This window comes from Amycolatopsis ponsaeliensis, from assembly GCF_030182635.1.
Classification (GTDB): Bacteria; Actinomycetota; Actinomycetes; order Mycobacteriales; family Pseudonocardiaceae; genus Amycolatopsis; species Amycolatopsis ponsaeliensis.
Genome location: NZ_JAPZLD010000021.1, coordinates 142,455 through 159,433, shown reverse-complemented (window position 1 = coordinate 159,433; position 16,979 = coordinate 142,455). Strand labels below are relative to the sequence as shown.

At 72.0% G+C, this 16,979-nt stretch carries 17 protein-coding genes; 9 read left to right on the top strand and 8 right to left on the bottom strand.

Going from position 1 to position 16,979, the window contains the following annotated elements; genetic code table 11:
* Nucleotides 1-38: 38 nt before the first annotated feature.
* Nucleotides 39-815, top strand: coding sequence for a helix-turn-helix transcriptional regulator (locus QQ657_RS29500; RefSeq protein WP_284745513.1), 777 nt, complete (start codon nt 39-41; stop codon nt 813-815).
* A gap of 30 nt (nt 816-845) precedes the next feature.
* Nucleotides 846-1,427: an HhH-GPD-type base excision DNA repair protein gene (locus QQ657_RS29495; RefSeq protein WP_284745512.1), complete on the top strand. Its 582-nt coding sequence runs from the start codon at nt 846-848 to the stop codon at nt 1,425-1,427.
* Nucleotides 1,428-1,579: 152 nt separating this feature from the next.
* Here the strand turns inward: QQ657_RS29495 and QQ657_RS29490 are convergent, their stop codons facing one another.
* Together QQ657_RS29490 and QQ657_RS29485 are read right to left on the bottom strand one after the other, a co-directional pair.
* A complete protein-coding gene (locus tag QQ657_RS29490) occupies nt 1,580-2,047 on the bottom strand; it encodes a spermidine synthase family protein (RefSeq protein WP_284745511.1) in 468 nt (155 codons plus the stop codon).
* Nucleotides 2,048-2,222: 175 nt separating this feature from the next.
* Entirely contained in the window at nt 2,223-2,657 is a 435-nt protein-coding gene (locus tag QQ657_RS29485) for a TrmH family RNA methyltransferase (RefSeq protein WP_284745510.1), read from the bottom strand.
* 194 nt (nt 2,658-2,851) lie between these two features.
* On the opposite strand from QQ657_RS29485, the gene QQ657_RS29480 reads away from it, so the two are divergent.
* On the top strand, nt 2,852-3,040 hold the full coding sequence (locus QQ657_RS29480; protein ID WP_284745509.1) for a DUF1918 domain-containing protein: 189 nt from the start codon (nt 2,852-2,854) through the stop codon (nt 3,038-3,040).
* Here the strand turns inward: QQ657_RS29480 and QQ657_RS29475 are convergent.
* Nucleotides 3,037-4,212: an MFS transporter gene (locus tag QQ657_RS29475; RefSeq protein WP_284745508.1), complete on the bottom strand. Its 1,176-nt coding sequence runs from the start codon at nt 4,210-4,212 to the stop codon at nt 3,037-3,039. The two genes, QQ657_RS29480 and QQ657_RS29475, sit on opposite strands and share 4 nt — an antisense overlap.
* A gap of 109 nt (nt 4,213-4,321) precedes the next feature.
* On the opposite strand from QQ657_RS29475, the gene QQ657_RS29470 reads away from it, so the two are divergent.
* Together QQ657_RS29470 and QQ657_RS29465 are read left to right on the top strand one after the other, a co-directional pair.
* Entirely contained in the window at nt 4,322-4,645 is a 324-nt protein-coding gene (locus QQ657_RS29470; protein WP_284745507.1) for an ArsR/SmtB family transcription factor, read from the top strand.
* A 194-nt stretch (nt 4,646-4,839) separates the two neighbouring features.
* A complete protein-coding gene (locus QQ657_RS29465; RefSeq protein ID WP_284745506.1) occupies nt 4,840-6,021 on the top strand; it encodes an MFS transporter in 1,182 nt (393 codons plus the stop codon).
* Nucleotides 6,022-6,249: 228 nt separating this feature from the next.
* On the opposite strand, the gene QQ657_RS29460 is transcribed toward QQ657_RS29465, so the two are convergent.
* Both QQ657_RS29460 and QQ657_RS29455 read right to left on the bottom strand, forming a co-directional pair.
* Complete coding sequence (locus QQ657_RS29460; protein ID WP_284745505.1) at nt 6,250-6,573, bottom strand: DUF3017 domain-containing protein; 324 nt, start codon at nt 6,571-6,573, stop codon at nt 6,250-6,252.
* On the bottom strand, nt 6,570-7,427 hold the full coding sequence (locus tag QQ657_RS29455) for a bifunctional methylenetetrahydrofolate dehydrogenase/methenyltetrahydrofolate cyclohydrolase (RefSeq protein WP_284745504.1): 858 nt from the start codon (nt 7,425-7,427) through the stop codon (nt 6,570-6,572). The genes QQ657_RS29460 and QQ657_RS29455 overlap by 4 nt, the downstream gene beginning before the upstream one ends.
* A 188-nt stretch (nt 7,428-7,615) precedes the next feature.
* Between QQ657_RS29455 and QQ657_RS29450 the strand changes: the two genes are divergently transcribed.
* Nucleotides 7,616-10,426 carry a glycohydrolase toxin TNT-related protein gene (locus QQ657_RS29450; RefSeq protein WP_284745503.1) on the top strand — a complete coding sequence of 937 codons (2,811 nt, stop codon included), beginning with the start codon at nt 7,616-7,618 and terminating at the stop codon, nt 10,424-10,426.
* A gap of 40 nt (nt 10,427-10,466) precedes the next feature.
* Here the strand turns inward: QQ657_RS29450 and QQ657_RS29445 are convergent, their stop codons facing one another.
* The gene (locus QQ657_RS29445; RefSeq protein WP_284745502.1) at nt 10,467-11,054 is read right to left on the bottom strand and encodes a pentapeptide repeat-containing protein; all 588 of its coding nucleotides are present in this window, start codon (nt 11,052-11,054) and stop codon (nt 10,467-10,469) included.
* 28 nt (nt 11,055-11,082) lie between these two features.
* Complete coding sequence (locus QQ657_RS29440; protein WP_284745501.1) at nt 11,083-11,541, bottom strand: VOC family protein; 459 nt, start codon at nt 11,539-11,541, stop codon at nt 11,083-11,085.
* Nucleotides 11,542-11,617: 76 nt separating this feature from the next.
* Between QQ657_RS29440 and QQ657_RS29435 the strand changes: the two genes are divergently transcribed.
* The 3 genes from QQ657_RS29435 to QQ657_RS29425 are packed head-to-tail and all read left to right on the top strand — an operon-like array spanning nt 11,618 to nt 13,600.
* Nucleotides 11,618-12,442: a helix-turn-helix domain-containing protein gene (locus QQ657_RS29435; protein ID WP_284745500.1), complete on the top strand. Its 825-nt coding sequence runs from the start codon at nt 11,618-11,620 to the stop codon at nt 12,440-12,442.
* Nucleotides 12,411-12,839: an acyl-CoA thioesterase gene (locus QQ657_RS29430; protein ID WP_284745499.1), complete on the top strand. Its 429-nt coding sequence runs from the start codon at nt 12,411-12,413 to the stop codon at nt 12,837-12,839. The genes QQ657_RS29435 and QQ657_RS29430 overlap by 32 nt, the downstream gene beginning before the upstream one ends.
* Before the next feature lie 32 nt (nt 12,840-12,871).
* Nucleotides 12,872-13,600: a class I SAM-dependent methyltransferase gene (locus QQ657_RS29425; RefSeq protein WP_284745498.1), complete on the top strand. Its 729-nt coding sequence runs from the start codon at nt 12,872-12,874 to the stop codon at nt 13,598-13,600.
* Here QQ657_RS29425 and QQ657_RS29420 read toward each other — a convergent pair.
* Nucleotides 13,593-16,898, bottom strand: coding sequence for an error-prone DNA polymerase (locus QQ657_RS29420; RefSeq protein WP_434056793.1), 3,306 nt, complete (start codon nt 16,896-16,898; stop codon nt 13,593-13,595). The two genes, QQ657_RS29425 and QQ657_RS29420, sit on opposite strands and share 8 nt — an antisense overlap.
* Nucleotides 16,899-16,979 lie beyond the last annotated feature (81 nt).

The window sequence follows — 16,979 nt, the reverse complement described above, 5'->3', positions numbered from 1 at the left end:
CCCCCGCCGGCGACCCGCGCGTCTTGTACGTTCTTGACATGGCGCACGTCGAAGCTTGGCGGCCGGCGGTCCCGGGGATCGCCGAGGTCTTCCACGCGCGCTTCATCACGCACGCCTACCCGCTGCACACCCACGACACGTGGACGCTGCTGATCGTCGACGACGGCGTCATCAGCTACGACCTCGACCGCCACCACCACGGCGCGCTCGGGCCGGCCGTGACGCTGCTGCCGCCGAACGTCGCGCACGACGGGCGCGCCGCCACCAGCCACGGCTTCCGCAAGCGCGTGCTCTACCTGGAGACGTCGGTGCTGGGCGAGGACCTCATCGGCGCCGCGGTCGACCAGCCGAGCGTCGCCGACGGGCTGCTGCGCACCCGCATCCACCAGCTGCACGTGTCGCTGGCCGAGCCGGGCGACGCGCTCGAGGCCGAAAGCCGGCTCGCGCTGGTCGCCGAGCGGCTCCACACCCACCTCGGCCGGCCGGCAGTGCACGAACCGAAGCGCGGGCTCGCGGACGACCTGCGCGACCTCCTCGACGCGAGGCTGCCCGAAGCGCTGACGCTGGCCGAAGCGGCCGAGACGCTCGGCGCGCACCCGGCGCACCTCGTCCGCTGCTTCGGGGCGCGGTTCGGCCTGCCGCCGCACCGCTACCTGACGGGCCGCCGCGTCGACCGGGCGCGCCGGCTGCTGCTCGACGGCTCGCCGGCCGCCGAGGTCGCCGCCGTCGCCGGGTTCACCGACCAGGCCCACCTCACGCGGCACTTCAAGCGGTACCTGGGCACCACACCGTCGAGGTATTCGAAGGCTCGTTGACCTGTCCGCCGGTTGTGTCAAGATGGCCGCATGCTGCGCGAACTGCACCTGACCGGCGACCCGGCCGCCGACAAGCTGCTCAACGACGACCCGTTCGCCCTGCTCGTCGGGATGCTCCTGGACCAGCAGTACCCGATGGAGCACGCCTTCGCCGGCCCGCGAAAGATCGCCGACCGGATGGACGGTTTCGCCTTGGCGAAGATCGCCGCGACCGACGTCGAGACGTTCGTCGAGATGTGCGTCGTGCCGCCGGCCATCCACCGCTACGGCGGCTCGATGGCCCGCCGCGTCCACGCCCTCGCGGAACACATCATCGAGAACTACGACGGCCGGACCGAAGGCATCTGGCTCGACGGCCGCCCGAAGCCAGACGGCCCGGAAGTCCTGAAGCGGCTGCGTGCGCTGCCCGGGTTCGGCGAGCAGAAGGCGAAGATCTTCCTGGCCCTGCTGGGCAAGCAGCGCGGCATCCAGCCGAAGGGCTGGCGCGAGGCGGCCGGGTCGTACGGCGACCGTGGCTCGCGCCGGTCGATCGCCGACGTCACGAGCGCCGAAACGCTCGGTGAGGTCCGCGCGTTCAAGAAGGCCGCCAAGGCCGCGGCCAAGGCGGGCTAACGCACCCAGACGCGCAGCGGGCCGAGCCGTCGATGAACGGGAGGACGTCGGCTGCCGTGGCGGCGGGGTCGAGCGTCACCGCGTCCGGGTAGTACTCCGGTGTGCGCGCGCGGCCGGTCCACGCCCGCACCAGGCCGTGTTCTCCGCGACCGCTAGTTCCGCGCGAACCACAGCACGTCCGGCACGCCACGCGGGACCTCGACCGGGACCTCGCGCACGTCCCCGAAGTGCGCCCGGAGACGCGCGGTGAACGCCGGCGCCGCGCCCGCGCTCCACACCGCCAGCACGCCACCCGGGTTCAGCAGCGAGGCCAGCCGCGTCAGTCCCGCGTCGGAATACAGCTCGGCGTTGCCTTCCGTGACCGTCCACTCGGGACCGTTGTCGATGTCGAGGCACAGCGCGTCGAAGCGGTCGGACGTCCGGGACAGCCACGACACGAGATCAGCCGGAACGACCCGCACCCGCGGATCGGACAGCGCGTCTCCGTGGACCGTCCGAAGTGGACCGGACCGGTTCCACGCGATCACCGCCGGCTCGCGTTCCACGACCACGACCGAAGCCGCGCCCGCGTCGAGGGCCGCGCGCAGGGAGAAGCCGACGCCGAGGCCGCCGATCAGCACGTGGGCTCCCGGGGTCAGCGCGCGTCACCAGGAGGCGCTCGGACTCGCCGTTGCGCGTGTCCATCAGGAAGACGCCGTTCTCGATCACTTCGAGCGCTTCGCCGTCGCGGCGCAGGACCAGCTCGCCGCCACGGCCACGGACCGTCTCCACCACCTCGACCACCGTTCGACCCTCTCACAGCAGTCCAGCGAGTTTGTACAACACCAAACTCCCCGCCACCGCGACGTTGAGACTCGCGCCGGTGCCCACCATCGGGATTTCGACGACGGTGTCGAGCAGGTCGAGCGCCTCGGGCGGGATGCCGGTCTGCTCGTGGCCGAGCACGGCGATCGTGCGGCCGCGGGCGGCGGGCAGGTCCGCCAGCCGCACCGCTTCCTCCGCCAGTTCGACGCCGACGACCCGCGTGCCCGCCGCCCGCTCGCGGGCCAGCCAGCCCGGCGGATCGTGCACCCAGTGCACGCATGCCGGGCGTCGCAACGTGTTTCCTCGGCGCAACGCCTCGGGCACCCACGGGAACCGCGGCACCGCGAGGCACGCGCCCACCGCGTCACAGGTGCGCAGGAGCGTGCCGAGGTTCGCGCCGTGCAACGGCCAGAGCGGGGCGGCCACCAGGTGGCCCCAACAGGAATGTGCTTTGTTCCGCCGGGACTTCCGCAGCTCGCGCGGCGTGCGGACCCGGACCGCGGGGCTCACCGGCGCTGAGGCGCGGCGCCTCCGATTTCGCTGTTCATGCCCGGATTCTAACCCGTTCGCCGGGACCGCGGAACGATCCGCGCTCCTACCCTGGACCCGGAGGTGCAGTCATGCACGCAGGAGTGGGAGACGAAATCCAGGTACACGGCCGTACCGTCGGCTCGGCGGAACAGCGCGGCGAAATCCTCGAGGTCCGCGGGCCCGACGGCGCCCCGCCCTACCTGGTGCGGTTCGCCGACGGGCACGAGGCGCTCGTCTATCCGGGCCCGGACTGCGAAGTCCAGGCCCACGCCGACTAGACGGCGACCTCTTCCCGCGGCGCACGGACCCGGCCCCACGCGGTCCCGACGAGCACCAGCGCCACCAGGGTCAGCGCCGCCGCGACCTCGGGCAGCACCAGCGGCCCGCCGGACGTCAGCACCGCGCCCCCGACCACGCCGGACAGCCCGACGCCGAGGTAGATCGCCGACGCGTTGAGCGAGAGCACCAAGCCCGCGTGGCCCGGAGCCAGCTCGATCAGGCGGTGCTGCACCGGCGGGCTGAACGACCACGTCGCCACCCCCCACACGAACAGCGCGACACCGGCCGCGATCGGCGTCGTCGTCGCGATCGGCAGCAGCGCCAGCACGACGGTGATCCCGGCCGTCACGACGAGCAGCGGCGCGCGCGAACCCCAGCGGTCGGCCGCCCGGCCGCCGGCGAAGTTGCCGACCGCGCCGCCGACGCCGTAGCAGAAGAGCAGTACCGTGACCGCCGTGCCGTGGACGCCCGCGGTCGCGGCCAGCAGCGGGGACACGAACGTGTAGACCATGAACGCGGCGAGGCACCCGAGGACCGTCACGGCCAGCATGACGAGCACGCGCGGGTCGCGGCCGGCGGCGAACCGTTCGGCCAGGGTCACCCGCGGCGGCGCGGCGACCGACGGCAGCGCCATCCGCACGGCCAGCGCGCTCGCCAGCGAGAACGCGGCGACCAGCGCGAACGCCGTCCGGTAGCCGAGGTGCTGCGAAATGAGGCTGCCCAGCGGCACGCCGAAGATGAGCGCGACGGTCAGCCCGCCGAACACGAGCGCGATCGCGCGGCCCCGGCGTTCCGGGCTCGTCAGCTGGGCCGCGACGGCACTCGCCGCGGGGGTGAACACCGCGGCGCCGATCGCGGTCACCACCCGGGCCAGCAGGAGCGTGCCGTAGCCGGGCGCGAGTGCGGCGAACAGGTTGCCGGCGGCGGTCACGGCGAGCGCGGCGACCAGCAGCGTCCGGCGCTCCCAGGTGCCGGTGACGGCGGCGAAGATCGGCGAGCCGACCGCGTACGCGATGGCGAAGGCGGTGACGAGCTGCGCCGCGGCGGTGGCCGAGACGTGCAGCTCGCCGGTCAGCGCCGGTAGCAGCCCGGCCACGATGTACCCGCTGGTCCCGACGCCGAACGCGCCGAAGGCCAGCACCGAGATCCTCGAGGACGAGGGTGTGGACATGGGTGGGTCCCCCAAGCGGAACGGGTGATTGGTTCGACGAACGTCGTAGTTCGACCATCACCGTACTACGGCCCTCCGACAATTTCGACCGGCGTCGTACAATGAGCTCATGGCCAAGACCGCCCCACTGCCGCCGATCTTCCACCCGGCACTGGACGAGATCACCGTCGAAGGGGTGCTGCGCGCCCTGGCCGACCCGGTGCGGCTGGGCATCGTGCGCCAGCTCGCGGCGGCGGACTGCGAGCTCGCGTGCGGCGCGCTGACCGTTCCAGTGACCAAGTCCACAATCACCCACCACCTGAGCATCCTGCGCCAGGCCGGCGTCGTGGCCGGCCGCCAGGAGGGGACGACCCGGTTCAACTCGTTGCGCCGCAACGATCTCGACACCCTGTTCCCGGGCCTGCTGAACGGCGTTCTGGCCGCTCCGCGCTGATCATCGCGTTACGGTGTGGATCGTCACTCGTTATCGGGATGACAACGCACCCCTTCCCTTGTTGGACTGTGGGCAGGACAGCCGACGGCGCTGGGGCCGCATGGCTGTCCTCTTTTGTGTCCACCGACTGAACCGATCCAGTCCCTGAGGCTGGGTTGGCCAAGTAATCGTTTACCCACCCTGGAAGGAGTGCCGTGCCCGTCGCGCTGCTCGCGCTCGCCATCGGAGCCTTCGGCATCGGAACCACCGAGTTCGTCATGATGGGCGTGCTGCCCCAGGCGGCCGCCGACTTCGGCGTCGACATCCCGACCGCCGGCTACCTCATCTCCGCCTACGCCCTCGGCGTCGTCGTCGGCGCCCCGCTGCTCACCGCGGTCGCCGTCCGGCTGCCGCGCAAGACCATGTTGCTGGCCATGATGGGCCTGTTCACGCTGGGCAACGCCCTGTTCGCGCTCGCCCCGAACCAGGAGTTCGGCATCGCGTTCCGGTTCCTGGCCGGCCTCCCCCACGGCGCGTTCTTCGGCGCCGGCGCGGTCGTCGCGTCCAGCCTCGTCGGCCCCGGCCAGCGCGCCAAGGCCGTGTCGATGATGTTCCTCGGCCTGACCCTCGCGAACGTCATCGGCGTGCCGCTGGGCACGCTGCTGGGCCAGCGGGTCGGCTGGCGCGCCACGTTCGGCGTCGTCGCCGTGATCGGTCTGGTCGCCGCGGCGGCCATCGCGAAGCTGGTGCCCCACCAGGGCCGGCCCGCGGAGGCGTCGCTGCGCAACGAGCTCGGCGCGTTCAAGCGGCCGCAGGTGCACCTCGCGCTGGCGATCGTCACGTTCGGACTCGGCGGCGTCTTCGCCTGCCTGTCCTACATCACGCCGATGCTGACCGACGTCGCCGGCTACTCGCCGTCGAACGTCACGCTGCTGCTGTCCCTGGCCGGGGTCGGCATGACGATCGGCAACCTGCTCGGCGGCCGCCTGGCCGACCGCGCGCTGATGCCGGGCCTGTACGCCGCGCTGCTGGCGCTGGCCTGCGTGCTCGGGATCTTCACGATCACCGCGCAGGGCAAGGTCGGCGCCGCGATCACGATCTTCTTCGTCGGCGTCGCCGGGTTCATGATCGGCCCGATGATGCAGGCGCGGATCATGGAGAAGGCGGGCGGCACGCCGTCCCTGGTGTCGGCCGCCGTCCAGTCCGCGTTCAACATCGCCAACTCGATCGGGGCGTACCTCGGCGGTCTGGTGATCGCCGGCGGGCTCGGCCTGGTCGCCCCCAACTGGGTCGGCGCGCTCCTGGCCGTCTTCGGACTGACGCTGGCCATCGTCTCGGGCACCCTGGACCGCCGCGAAGCCCGCGCCGAACGGCGTGAGCTCGCGATGGCTTCCTGACCCGCGCCGAGGCCGGTCCGGACAGACCCCTCGGCGGGCGCAGGTCAGCGGCTCGCCGGCGGTTGTCTTGAATGAGTCATTCAGGTCTTCGGAGGTCCTGAATGACTCATTCAAGACGTTTGGCTGGGGCACCACACCCGCCGACCGGCGCAGGGACAGCCGGGTCGTGCGACTTCGCCGGAGCTCCGAAAGCGGCACTTTCACGTGAAAGTGCCGCTTCTCGGCGTCCTAAGAGGCGCTGAGCGGGCCGCCGATGATCGTCAGGGCCACGTACAGCACCGCCGCCGCGAGGCCGGTGTAGGTCACGATGTCGACGACCTTGCCGCGGATCACGAGCAGCCCCGCTCGCTCCGTCGGCAGCACCGCCCGCAGCACCCCGGCGAGGAGGAGTGCGGCGCCGATCAGCGCCGCGCCCTCCCGCCAGTGGTACTGGACGATCCGCAGCACCGCGACGGCCACCACCAGCAGCACCACCGCGAACGGGAGCTGGGCGAACCGGCCCGGCCGGCTCCGGCGGTCGTGGACGTCCCGCCGGTCCTCGGTCATCGTCATCGGCCCTGAACCGAGCGCTCCGCCGCTTCGACGACGTTGCTCACCAGCATCGCCCGGGTCATCGGCCCGACCCCGCCAGGGTTCGGCGAAATCCAGCCGGCCACCTCGGCCACGTCCGGGTGAACATCGCCGGTGAGCTTGCCGTCCACGTGGGACACGCCGACGTCGAGCACCGCGGCGCCCGGCGCGACCATGTCCGGCGTGATGATCCCCGGCACGCCGGCCGCGGCGACGATGATGTCCGCGCGGCGGACTTCGGTGGCGAGGTCGCGGGTGCCCGTGTGGCACAAGGTGACGGTGGCGTTCTCGCTGCGGCGGGTCAGCAGCAGGCCCAGCGTGCGGCCGACGGTGATGCCGCGGCCGACCACGGTGACGCGCGCGCCGTTCAGCTCGACGCCGTGGCGCTTGAGCAGCTCGACGATCCCGTACGGCGTGCACGGCAGCGCGCCCTGCTGGCCGAGCACGAGCCGGCCGAGGCTGACTGGGGCGAGGCCGTCGGCGTCCTTCTCCGGGTCGATGCGCTCGAGCACGCGGTTCGCGTCGAGGTGCTTCGGCAGCGGCAGCTGGACGAGGTAGCCGTGGCAGGCAGGGTCCGCGTTCAGCTCGTCGATGACGGCCTCGAGCTTCTCCTGGGTGATGTCGGCCGGCAGGTCGCGGCGGATCGAGTTGATCCCGATCTTGCCGCTGTCGGCGTGCTTCATCCGCACGTACGAGTGCGAGCCCGGGTCGTCGCCGACCAGGACGGTGCCCAGGCCCGGCGTCACCCCCTTCGCGGCCAGCGCCGCGACGCGCGGCTCGAGCTCCGCGAAAATGGCGTTCTTGGTGGCCTTGCCGTCGAGAATCTTCGCCGTCACGGGGCCCATTCTGGCAAAGCGACCCCCGCGCGTCGCTTCCAGGCGCGGGTGGTCGCAGCCCGTAGAGTGATCGTCACCCCCACACGGTCCACTCGCGACGCTGCCCGCGATCAAGCTGTGATCTACCGCACGTCGCATCGCACGAGGTCAGGCCGGGTGCCGCCGGGTCGCCGAGCGGCAAAACCCACATGCGGGGTGCACTCGCGCGCGCGAACAGTCAAAATGTCCCCGTGGCACAACCGACGACGCAGCTGAACGCGACCGAGCAGGACACCCTGGTCAAGCAGATCGGACTTGCCCTGCTCCGTGCCGCCCCGCGCGACTGGCGCAAGGTCACCGCGGAGTATCGAGCCGTCGGGAGGTACCACGAGCTCGCCGGCCAGATCGTCACCGAGGACGGCACGGTGCACGAGTGGCTAGCCACTCACGACATCGCGACCCTATTCGGCAGGCTGCGCGGGGGCATGTACCGCGACGGCCGCGGGACGTGGTTCAACGCGCGCTACCAGCTCGACCACCCGTCCAGCTACAACCTCGAGTACAACCGCGACGAGCCGGTGTGGAACCTCGTGCCGCCGCCGCAGGCCTACTCCGACGAGCTGCGGATGTTCCCGCGCACCGAGGACAACGTGCCCGAGTGGCTGATCCGGCGGATGTCCGGGCTCGGCCCGGAGCAGCCGGGGCCGCACTTCCGGATCGCCCGGATCTTCGACACGATCGGCCCCGCCGGCCGCCCGGTGATCAACCGCCCCGACCTCGAGGTCGAGGAGCAGGACCGGCTTCTGGAGTACCTCGACCACGCGCCACTGGTCGTCACCGAGCGCGGCTACGACATCGACCGGCTGGCCGCGGCGCCCGAGGCCACCGTGCCGGTCGCCTTCCACAGCGACGGCCAGTGGATCTGGCCCGCCGCCGTCAACTTCTACCTGCGCAAGTACGGCGTTTCGCCCGAGTCGGACCTGGTCGAGCACGTCCGGGCGGTCGGCTTCAAGCTGCCACCGGTCGACGAGCCGACCCTGCAGGCCGCCGGCGCGTACCTGACCCGGGGCAACCAGCCGCCCCCGCAGCAGCAGCGCCCGGCCGGTCCGCCGCCCCAGGGACCCCCGCCGCAGGGCCCGCCGCCCCAGCAGCAGGCGCCCGCGGGCCCGCCGCCGACCCTGGTCGCGCCGGCGGTGCCGGTCGTGCCGCCCCAGCAGCACCAGGAGCCGCCCGCGCCGGTGGAACCGGCGGCCCACGCCCCCGAGCCGGAAGCCCCGGCCGAGGAGCACGCCTACGCCGAAGAGACCGAGTTCGCCGAAGAGGGCTACGACGACCAGGAGTTCGACGACCGCTTCGCCGAGGAGGACGCCTACGGCGAGGAGGAGTACGAACACCCCGAGCACGCCGCCGGCTCCAACGGCACTTCGCCGGAGCCGGGCCGGGTGCCCGACCTCGAGGAGACCGCGGAGTACGTCCCCGACCAGCCGATCGGGCACGAGGACGAGCCGCATGACCCCGTGAGCCGGTCCCCGCACGAGGCTGAGGGCGGGTTCGACGACGAGCAGGCGCCGGAGCCCGCCTCCCACCGCGAGGACGACGCGCACCCCGCGTTCGACCCGGGTTCCCACCGGGACGACGAGCCGGCGCACGCGGCCTTCCAGCCCGATCAGGAGCAGGCCGACGAGCCCGCCCACGCGGCGTTCCAGCCGGATCAGGACGAGCCGGCGCACGCGGCCTTCGCGCCCGGCCTGGACGAGCCGGTGTTCCCGCCGGGCCGGTCCCGGCCGGACGAGGCGCCGCGCGGCGGGTTCCAGCCGCCGGAGCGTCCCGATTTCGACCCCGGCCCGCCGACCATGATCACCCAGTCCGAGGTGCCCGGCGTGCTGCCGGTGCCGGAGCCGCCGGCGCCCGAACCCGAGCCCGCCCCGCCCCGCTCGGGCCGCCGTGCGCTGCGCCGCGAGACCCCGGACCACCCGGTGCTCGCCGGCCTGCAGACCAAGCTGGACGAGCTCGAGGTGCCCGAAAGCGGCTACAAGCTGGGCGAGCCCGCCGAGCACGGGTGGAGCGTCGAGCAGGTCGACGACGGCTGGCGCGTCGGCTGGTACGACGGCCAGCTCAGCAACCCCGCGGTGTTCGGCGACGCCGAGGACGCGGCCGCGTTCATGCTCGGCAAGCTGCTGCTCAACCCGGAAGGCCACGTGCCCGAGGAGCCGCCCGCTCCCGAGCCGGAGCCCGAACCCGAGCCGGAACCGGTGCCGCAGCGGGTCGTCGCGACGCTGTCGCCGGAGGTCGCGACCGGGTCGTACCCGGTCCGCAAGCCGGAGCCGGTGCCCGCCCAGGAGCAGACGGCGTTCACGAGCGCCGAGGAGCTGTTCGGCGACCTCGAGGACGACGAGCCGCCGGCCCCGCCGCGCCAGCCCGCGCCGGTCCCGGCCGGGCCGCCGCCCCTGGCCCAGCAGCAGGCCGGTCCGCCGCCCGCGGCCCCCGCGCCGCCCCGGCGTGAGCCGCCGTCGACGCCGACCGTCCTGGCGGCCCCGGTGTCGCCGGGTGCCCCGCCGATGGGTGCTCCGGCCGCACCGCCCGTGCCACCCGCACCGCCCGCGCCGCCGCGTCGTGAGGAGCCGGCCCGCCCGGCCGTCAACGGCGGTGGTGGCGGTGGCCAGCAGCAGTGGCCGATCGGCCCGATGTCCGGCGAGCCGCCGCTGACGCTCTTCCGTGGCAAGGAGCTGCGCGAGCTGCCCGCGGGCAGCGAGCTGGACCGTTTCGGCGGCCCGAACGGCAACCTGACGTACGCGGCGGGGACGCCGTTCGCCGAGCGGTCCCTGGTGCCCGAGTGGGTGAACCGGCCGTACCACGTCTACCGCGTGCAGCGGCCGCTCGAGGCGCTGGCCGGCGTCGCGATCCCGTGGTTCAACCAGCCGGGCGGCGGGTCGGCGTACCTGCTCCCGGCGTCGATCGAAGAGCTCGTCGCCGAGGGCGACCTGATCGAGCTCGACCCGGGCGAACCCCCGATCGACTGATCTTCGAAGGCCCCGGCAGCGCGCTGCCGGGGCCTTCTTTTCAGCGGATGACGAGCCCGTGGGCGGCGGCGAAGGCGATGGCCGTCTCGACGTCGACTTCGGCACCCCGCAGCTCGGCCTGGACCAGGGCGTTCGCGTCGAGACGCGCACCGCGCAGGTCCGCGCCGTCGAGCTTCGCGGCCTGGAGGCGGGCGCCGGTCAGGTCACTGCCGCGCAGATCGGCGCCGGCGAGGTCGGCCTCGGTCAGGTTGGCTTCGCGCAGCCGCAGCCCGGAGAGGCCCAGCTTGCGCAGCCGCGCTTTCGCGAGCGACGCCAGCGAGAGGTCGCACTCGGTGAGGGCGATGCCGCCGAACCCGCACTCGGCGAACGACGACCCGAGCAGCGAGCACGACGTCCACCGGCTTTCGACGAGCACCGAGCGGTCGAAGGTGCACGAGCGGAACGCGGACGCGTCGTGCCGCGAGCGCGACAGATCGGCCCGGCCGAAATCGCAGTCGTCGAAGGTGCAGCCACGCGTGCGCAGCCCGCTCAGGTCCGCGCCGGTGAAGTCACACCCGGTGAACCGGCGCTTTTCCCACCACTGCCCGGACAACACCGCTTCGCGGTAGTCCTCCCCCGTCTCCAGCACGGCCCCAGGGTGCCACACACACCGGCGGCTAGAGCTGCGCACCCTGGACGTAGTTCATCGCCTCGATGTACTCGGGCAGCTGCGCGCGCCGCGTCATTTCGGCTTCGTCCAGGTTCTCCAAGCGGGTCTGGATCCACCACAGGTTGCCGAAGGGATCACGCACGCGTCCGACGCGGTCGCCGAAGAACAAGACCGTCTGGCGGGTCACCTCGCTCGCACCCGCTTCGATCGCGCGTCGCTGGGTTTCCTCGCTGTCCGGCACATAAAGCCGCAGGAATGCCGGGGTCGCGTCCCAGCCGTCCGGCGAGTCGAACGCCATCACGACCGCGTCGCCGATGCGGACCTCCGCGTGGCCGATCTTCCCGTCTTCGCCGATGACGCGACCGAGTTCCTCGGCGCCGAAGGCCCGCTTCAGGAAGTCGAGCAGACCGGCGGTGTCGTGGCCGATGATCCACGGGGTGACCGTCGTGTAGCCGTCGGGAACCATGTTTCCTCCTCGGTTCGGTGTGGTCCCGACGGTAAGATCGAAATAGGTCAGTTCCTGACCGCTGCATACTGGGCCCATGGGAGTTCCGCTGCGGCCGCTGGCGGTCACCTCGCGCACGCGGTCGAGCTACCGCGAAGTCGCGCCGCCCGCCGCGCTGGCCGGAGTCCTGGCCTGTGGCTGGCACGGACACACCGGCTGGGCACGTCCGTTGCGCGTCCTCCCGGACGGCTGTGCGGACCTCGTCTGGGACGGCGCCTCGCTCGCCGTGGTCGTCACCGTCGGCGCTCCCCTGCGGCTGTGGGTCCCGGCGTCAGCCTCCCGCGTCGGCGTGCGGCTGCGGTGCGGCGCTGCGGCCGCCGTGCTCGGCACGGCCATGCCGGAACTGGCGGCCGTGACGAGGCTGAGCGATCTCTGGGGCGCGGACGCCCGTCGCGCCGAGGAAGTCCTGGCGGCTACGGATGATCCCGACACCCAGCGCGGAATCCTCGAGACGCTCGTCGCTCGCCGGAGGGCGACGCCGGACCGGCGCGTGCTGGCTGCCGTCCAAGCTCTCGGTGCGGCCACGCGGACGTCCGATGTCGCCGTGGGGCTCAGCGAACGCGCGCTGCGGCGGCACCTCGTCCACGCGGTCGGCGCCGGGCCGAAGCAGCTGCACCGCATCCGGCGGTTCCAGCGGTTCCTGCGCTCTTTGGAGTCGCTTTCGGCCGGGCGGGCGTCGCTGGCCGGCGTCGCCGCCGGGCTCGGGTACGCCGACCAGTCGCACCTCGGCCGCGAATGCCGGCGCCTGTCCGGTTCCTCCCCCGCGGCACTCGTGCGCGTGGCCGAAAAGTTCCAGACGCCGGCCCGGCCCGCGCGCCACGATCGTCCCCATGTTCCGAGTCACCATCGCGGTGCGCGCTGACGACCTCGACGTCAACGGCCACGTCCGCGGCGCGGCCTACCTCGCCTACGCCGACCACGCGCGCTGGGTGTGCGTGCGGGCGGCGGGCATCGACCCGGCCGAGCTGACCGCGCGCCGGATCGGCCCGGTCAACCTGGAGACGACCGTGCGGTTCCACCGTGAGCTCGTCCCGGGCAGCGAGGTCTCGGTCAGCTGCGACTTCCAGTGGGGCTCGGGTAAAACTTCCCGCGTCGTGCAGGAGTTCCACGCCCCGGACGGCACGCTCGTCGCCTCCGTGTCGTCGGTGTCGGGTCTGCTGGACCTCGACCGGCGGCGGCTGCTCCCCGACCCCGGTGCGTACTGGCAGGAGCTGGCCGCGCACCCCGAACTGCTCGGTCTGGCCCCGAAAACCGCGTGAGCTTTCCCGGCCCGATCACTACGGTGACGACCGTGCCCGACCACGACTACGTCGATCCCTACCTCGCCTCGCTGTACGACGCGATGAACCCGCGGGAGAGCAGCGGCGACTTCGCGTTCTACCTGCCGATGATCATGGCGGCGGAGTCGGTGCTGGACGTCGGCTGCGGCACCGGTTCCCTGCTGCACTGGGCGCGCGAGTCCGGCCACGAAGGACGGCTCGTCGGCCTCGACCCCGCCGAGGGCATGCTCATCCAGGCCCGCCGCCGGGACGACATCGAGTGGGTGCACGGCGATTTGTCGACCGCCGCCTGGGACGGCGAGTTCGACTTCGCCGTGATGACCGGGCACGCGTTCCAGGTGCTGCTCACCGACGAGGAGCTGCGAACGGCGTTCTCGGCGATCCACCGCGCCCTCAAACCCGGCTGCCGGTTCGGTTTCGACACCCGCAACCCGGCGGCCCGCGCCTGGGAGCGGTGGACGCCGTCGAACGTCTGGGACGCCGGCGAAGTGCGGTCGTGGAACGAGGCCGGGCCGTTCGAGAACGGGTACGTCAGCTTCAAGACGACGTACGAGAGTCCGGGCTGGGACGCGCCGCAGTACAGCGAGAGCACCTTGCGGTTCCTGGATGTTCCTTCCCTGGACGAGTTCATCGCGGAGGCCGGTCTGGTCGTCGACGAGCAGTACGGCTACTGGGATCGCACCCCGGTGACCGATGCCAGCCCCGAGATCGTCACGATCGTGCGGCGTCCCCTCACCTGAAGTCCCGCGACTTCGCCTTGATCCGCATCGGCAGCGCCTCGACGCGGTCGGCGAGGACGCTGACCACGCCGTCGTACTTCTCCACCACCCCGCGAATCAGCAGCGCCGGGCTGGCGCGCGCGACGCGGTGGTAGCGCTGCCACAGGCCGAGCGTGCAGATCACGTTGACCATCCCCGTCTCGTCCTCGATGTTGAGGAAGGTGACGCCGCCCGCGGTCGCCGGGCGCTGCCGGTGCGTGACGGCGCCGCCGATCAGCACGCGCGCGCCGTCTTCGAGGTCGGCCAAGCCGTTCGCCGGGACGACGCCGAGCGCGTCGAGGCGGTCGCGGATGAACTCGGTCGGGTAGCTGTCCGGCGAGACGCCGGTGGCCCAGACGTCCGCCGCCGCGAGGTCGAGGCCGTCCATCCCGGGCAGCACCGGGGCCGTCCCGCCGACCAGACCCGGCAGCTTCTCCGGGCGTTCCCCGGCGACGGCACCCGCGGTCCACAGCGCCTGCCGGCGGTCGCCGCCGAACCCGGCGAACGCACCGGCCGTGGCGAGCGCCTCGATCTGCGGGGTCTTCAGCCGCACGCGGCGGGCGACGTCGGCCATGTCGGTGAAGTCGCCGTTCGCCTTCCGCTCGGCCACGATCCCCTTCGCGACGTCCTCCCCGATCATCCGCACGGTGCTCAGCCCGGTGCGCACGGCGTGCCCGTTGTCCGGCAACGGTTCCAGCGTGGCGTGCGGGAGGCTGCGGTTGATGTCCGGGCCGTGCACGGTGACGCCGTGGCGCCGCGCGTCGGCGACCAGCGACTGCGGCGAGTAGAAGCCCATCGGCTGCGCGCGCAGCAGGCCCGCCAGGAACGCGTCCGGGTGGTAGTACTTGAAGTAGGCACTCGAAAACACGAGGTGCGCGAAGCTCAGCGCGTGGCTTTCGGGGAAGCCGAAGTTCGCGAACGCCTTGAGCTTCAGGAAGATCTTCTGCGCCAGCTCGTCTTCGACCCCGTTCGCGGCGGCGCCTTCGAGGAACCGCTGCCGCAAGCGGTCCATCTTCCGGTCCGAGCGCTTCGACCCCATCGCGTGCCGCAGCTGGTCGGCCTCCGCCGCGGTGAAGTTCGCGACGTCCAGCGCGATCTGCATCATCTGCTCCTGGAACAGCGGCACGCCGAGGGTCTTCTCCAGGGCCGTCGCCAGCAGCGGGTGGTCGTAGTCCCACTCCTCGATCCCCTGCTTGCGGCGGATGTACGGGTGCACCGAACCGCCCTGGATCGGGCCCGGCCGGATCAGCGCGACTTCGACGGCGAGGTCGTAGAACTTGTCCGGCTTGAGCCTGGGCAAGGTCGCCAGCTGCGCGCGGCTCTCGACCTGGAACACGCCGATGGCGTCGGCGCGGCAGAGCATGCCGTAGATGTTCTTGTCGGTGAGGTCCAGCTCGGCGAGGTCGATCTTCTCGCCCTTGTACTCCTCGACGAGGTCGAGCATGTAGTGCAGCGCCGAGAGCATGCCGAGGCCGAGCAGGTCGAACTTGACGAGCCCGGCGGCGGCGCAGTCCTCCTTCTCCCACTGGATGACGCTGCGGTCGGCCATCCGCGCCCATTCGACCGGCACGACCTGGCTCACCGGCTCGTGGCACATGACCATCCCGCCGGAGTGGATGCCCAGGTGCCGCGGGAAGTCCTCGAGGGCGAAGGCGAGCTGGACGACGTCGTCCGGGATGTCGTGGTCGTGGTCCTTTTCGGTGCTGCGCAAGGAACCCCAGCGGTCGATCTGCTTGCTCCAGGCGTCCTGCTGGCCAGGTGAGTAGCCCAGTGCTCTCGCGGCGTCGCGGACGGCGGACCGGGCGCGGTAGGTGATCACGTTCGCGACCTGGGCGGTTCTCAGACGGCCGTGTTTCTTGAAGACGTACTGGATGGCCTCCTCGCGGCGGTCGGACTCGATGTCGAGGTCGATGTCGGGATAGCCGTCGCGGTCCGGGGCGAGGAAGCGTTCGAAGAGCAGCTTGTTGGCCACCGAGTCGACCTTCGTGATGCCGAGCGCGTAGCAGACGGCCGAGTTCGCGGCCGAACCCCTTCCCTGGCAGAGGATGTCGTTCTTGCGGCAGAAGGTGACGATGTCCCAGACGATCAGGAAGTACCCGGGGAAGCCGAGGTCTTCGATGATCGCCAGTTCGTGCTCGATCTGGTCGATCGCCTGCTTTTCGTGGGGTTTTCCGGCGAACCGCTCCTTCACGCCATCTTCGGTCAGCTTCCTGAGGTAGACCGCTTCGCTTTCCCCGCCGGGAACGTCGAAGGGCGGCAGCTTGGGCGCGATGAGCTTGAGCGGGAACGCGCATTCCATGCCGAGCAGCGCGGAGCGGCGGACGGCGCCGGGGTAGCGCCGGAACAGGACGTCCATTTCGGCGCCGCTGCGGAGGAACGCCGTCCCGGCCGCGGGCAGCCAGCCTTCGAGTTCGTCGATGCCGCGGCGGGCGCGGATGGCGGCGAGGGCGTCGGCGAGCGGGGCGCGTTCAGGGCGGGCGTAGTGCGCGGCGGTGGTGGCCACGGTCGGGAGGCGCAGTTCCTCGGCCAGCTTCGTCAGGACGTCGTTGTGGGTGCTGTCGAGCGGCTGGCGGTGGTCGGTGAGCTCGACGTAGACGTTGTCCTGGCCGAAGCGGTCGGTGAGTTCTTTCAACGCTTCGGCGGCGGCCCTTGGGCCATTCGTGACGAGGGCGGAGCGTACGGCGCCTTTGCGGCAGCCGGTGAGGACGACGCACTGCCCGGCGACCTCCTCGGCGACGGCGTCGAGGTCGTAGATGGGCTTGCCCTTTTCGGCGTTTTCGTGGATCTGTCCGGCGGTGATGGCGCGGCAGAGGGCCCGGTAGCCCTGGTCGCCGCGGGCGAGCAGCAGGAGGTGCTCGCCTTCGGGGTCGGCGACGCCGTTCTGCGGGTTGCGGAGGCCGAAGCTGAGCTCGGTGCCGAAGACTGTGTTGACGCCGAGTTCCCGCGCGGCCTCGGCGAAGCGGACGACGCCGTACATGCCGTCGTGGTCGGTGAGGGCGATGGCGTCGAGCTGGAGGCGAGCGGCTTCTTCGACGAGCTCTTCGGGATGGCTGGCGCCGTCGAGGAAGCTGAAGTTGGAGTGGCAGTGCAGCTCGGCGTAGGGGACGCGGACGGTCTCGCCGCCGTCGTCGTTGCGCCGGGTGGGGAGATCACCGGGCCGCTGGTAGGCCTCGCGGCGGCGGCCCCAGGCGGGGCTGTCACCGTGGTCGCCGGCAGGCACCCCGCCGGCGAGGGTGCGGGCGAGGTCCTTCCAGCGGACGGGTGGGTTGTTCCAGCCCATCTATCGCTCATCCTGCTGCCGGCGGCGGTGCCAGCTGCTGGGGTGGTTCCAGCGGCTCCGGGCTTCGGCTTCGGTGAGACG

What these genes read in the sequence shown, in the direction of transcription:
- QQ657_RS29440 (WP_284745501.1), bottom strand. Translation starts at nt 11,541, where the DNA reads ATGGTTCCCGACGGCTACACGACGGTCACCCCGTGGATCATCGGCCAC.
- QQ657_RS29430 (WP_284745499.1), top strand. Translation starts at nt 12,411, where the DNA reads ATGTTCCGAGTCACCATCGCGGTGCGCGCTGACGACCTCGACGTCAAC.
- QQ657_RS29460 (WP_284745505.1), bottom strand. Translation starts at nt 6,573, where the DNA reads ATGACGATGACCGAGGACCGGCGGGACGTCCACGACCGCCGGAGCCGG.
- QQ657_RS29435 (WP_284745500.1), top strand. Translation starts at nt 11,618, where the DNA reads ATGGGAGTTCCGCTGCGGCCGCTGGCGGTCACCTCGCGCACGCGGTCG.
- QQ657_RS29470 (WP_284745507.1), top strand. Translation starts at nt 4,322, where the DNA reads ATGGCCAAGACCGCCCCACTGCCGCCGATCTTCCACCCGGCACTGGAC.
- QQ657_RS29480 (WP_284745509.1), top strand. Translation starts at nt 2,852, where the DNA reads ATGCACGCAGGAGTGGGAGACGAAATCCAGGTACACGGCCGTACCGTC.
- QQ657_RS29475 (WP_284745508.1), bottom strand. Translation starts at nt 4,212, where the DNA reads ATGTCCACACCCTCGTCCTCGAGGATCTCGGTGCTGGCCTTCGGCGCG.
- QQ657_RS29495 (WP_284745512.1), top strand. Translation starts at nt 846, where the DNA reads ATGCTGCGCGAACTGCACCTGACCGGCGACCCGGCCGCCGACAAGCTG.
- QQ657_RS29500 (WP_284745513.1), top strand. Translation starts at nt 39, where the DNA reads ATGGCGCACGTCGAAGCTTGGCGGCCGGCGGTCCCGGGGATCGCCGAG.
- QQ657_RS29450 (WP_284745503.1), top strand. Translation starts at nt 7,616, where the DNA reads ATGCGGGGTGCACTCGCGCGCGCGAACAGTCAAAATGTCCCCGTGGCA.
- QQ657_RS29420 (WP_434056793.1), bottom strand. Translation starts at nt 16,898, where the DNA reads ATGGGCTGGAACAACCCACCCGTCCGCTGGAAGGACCTCGCCCGCACC.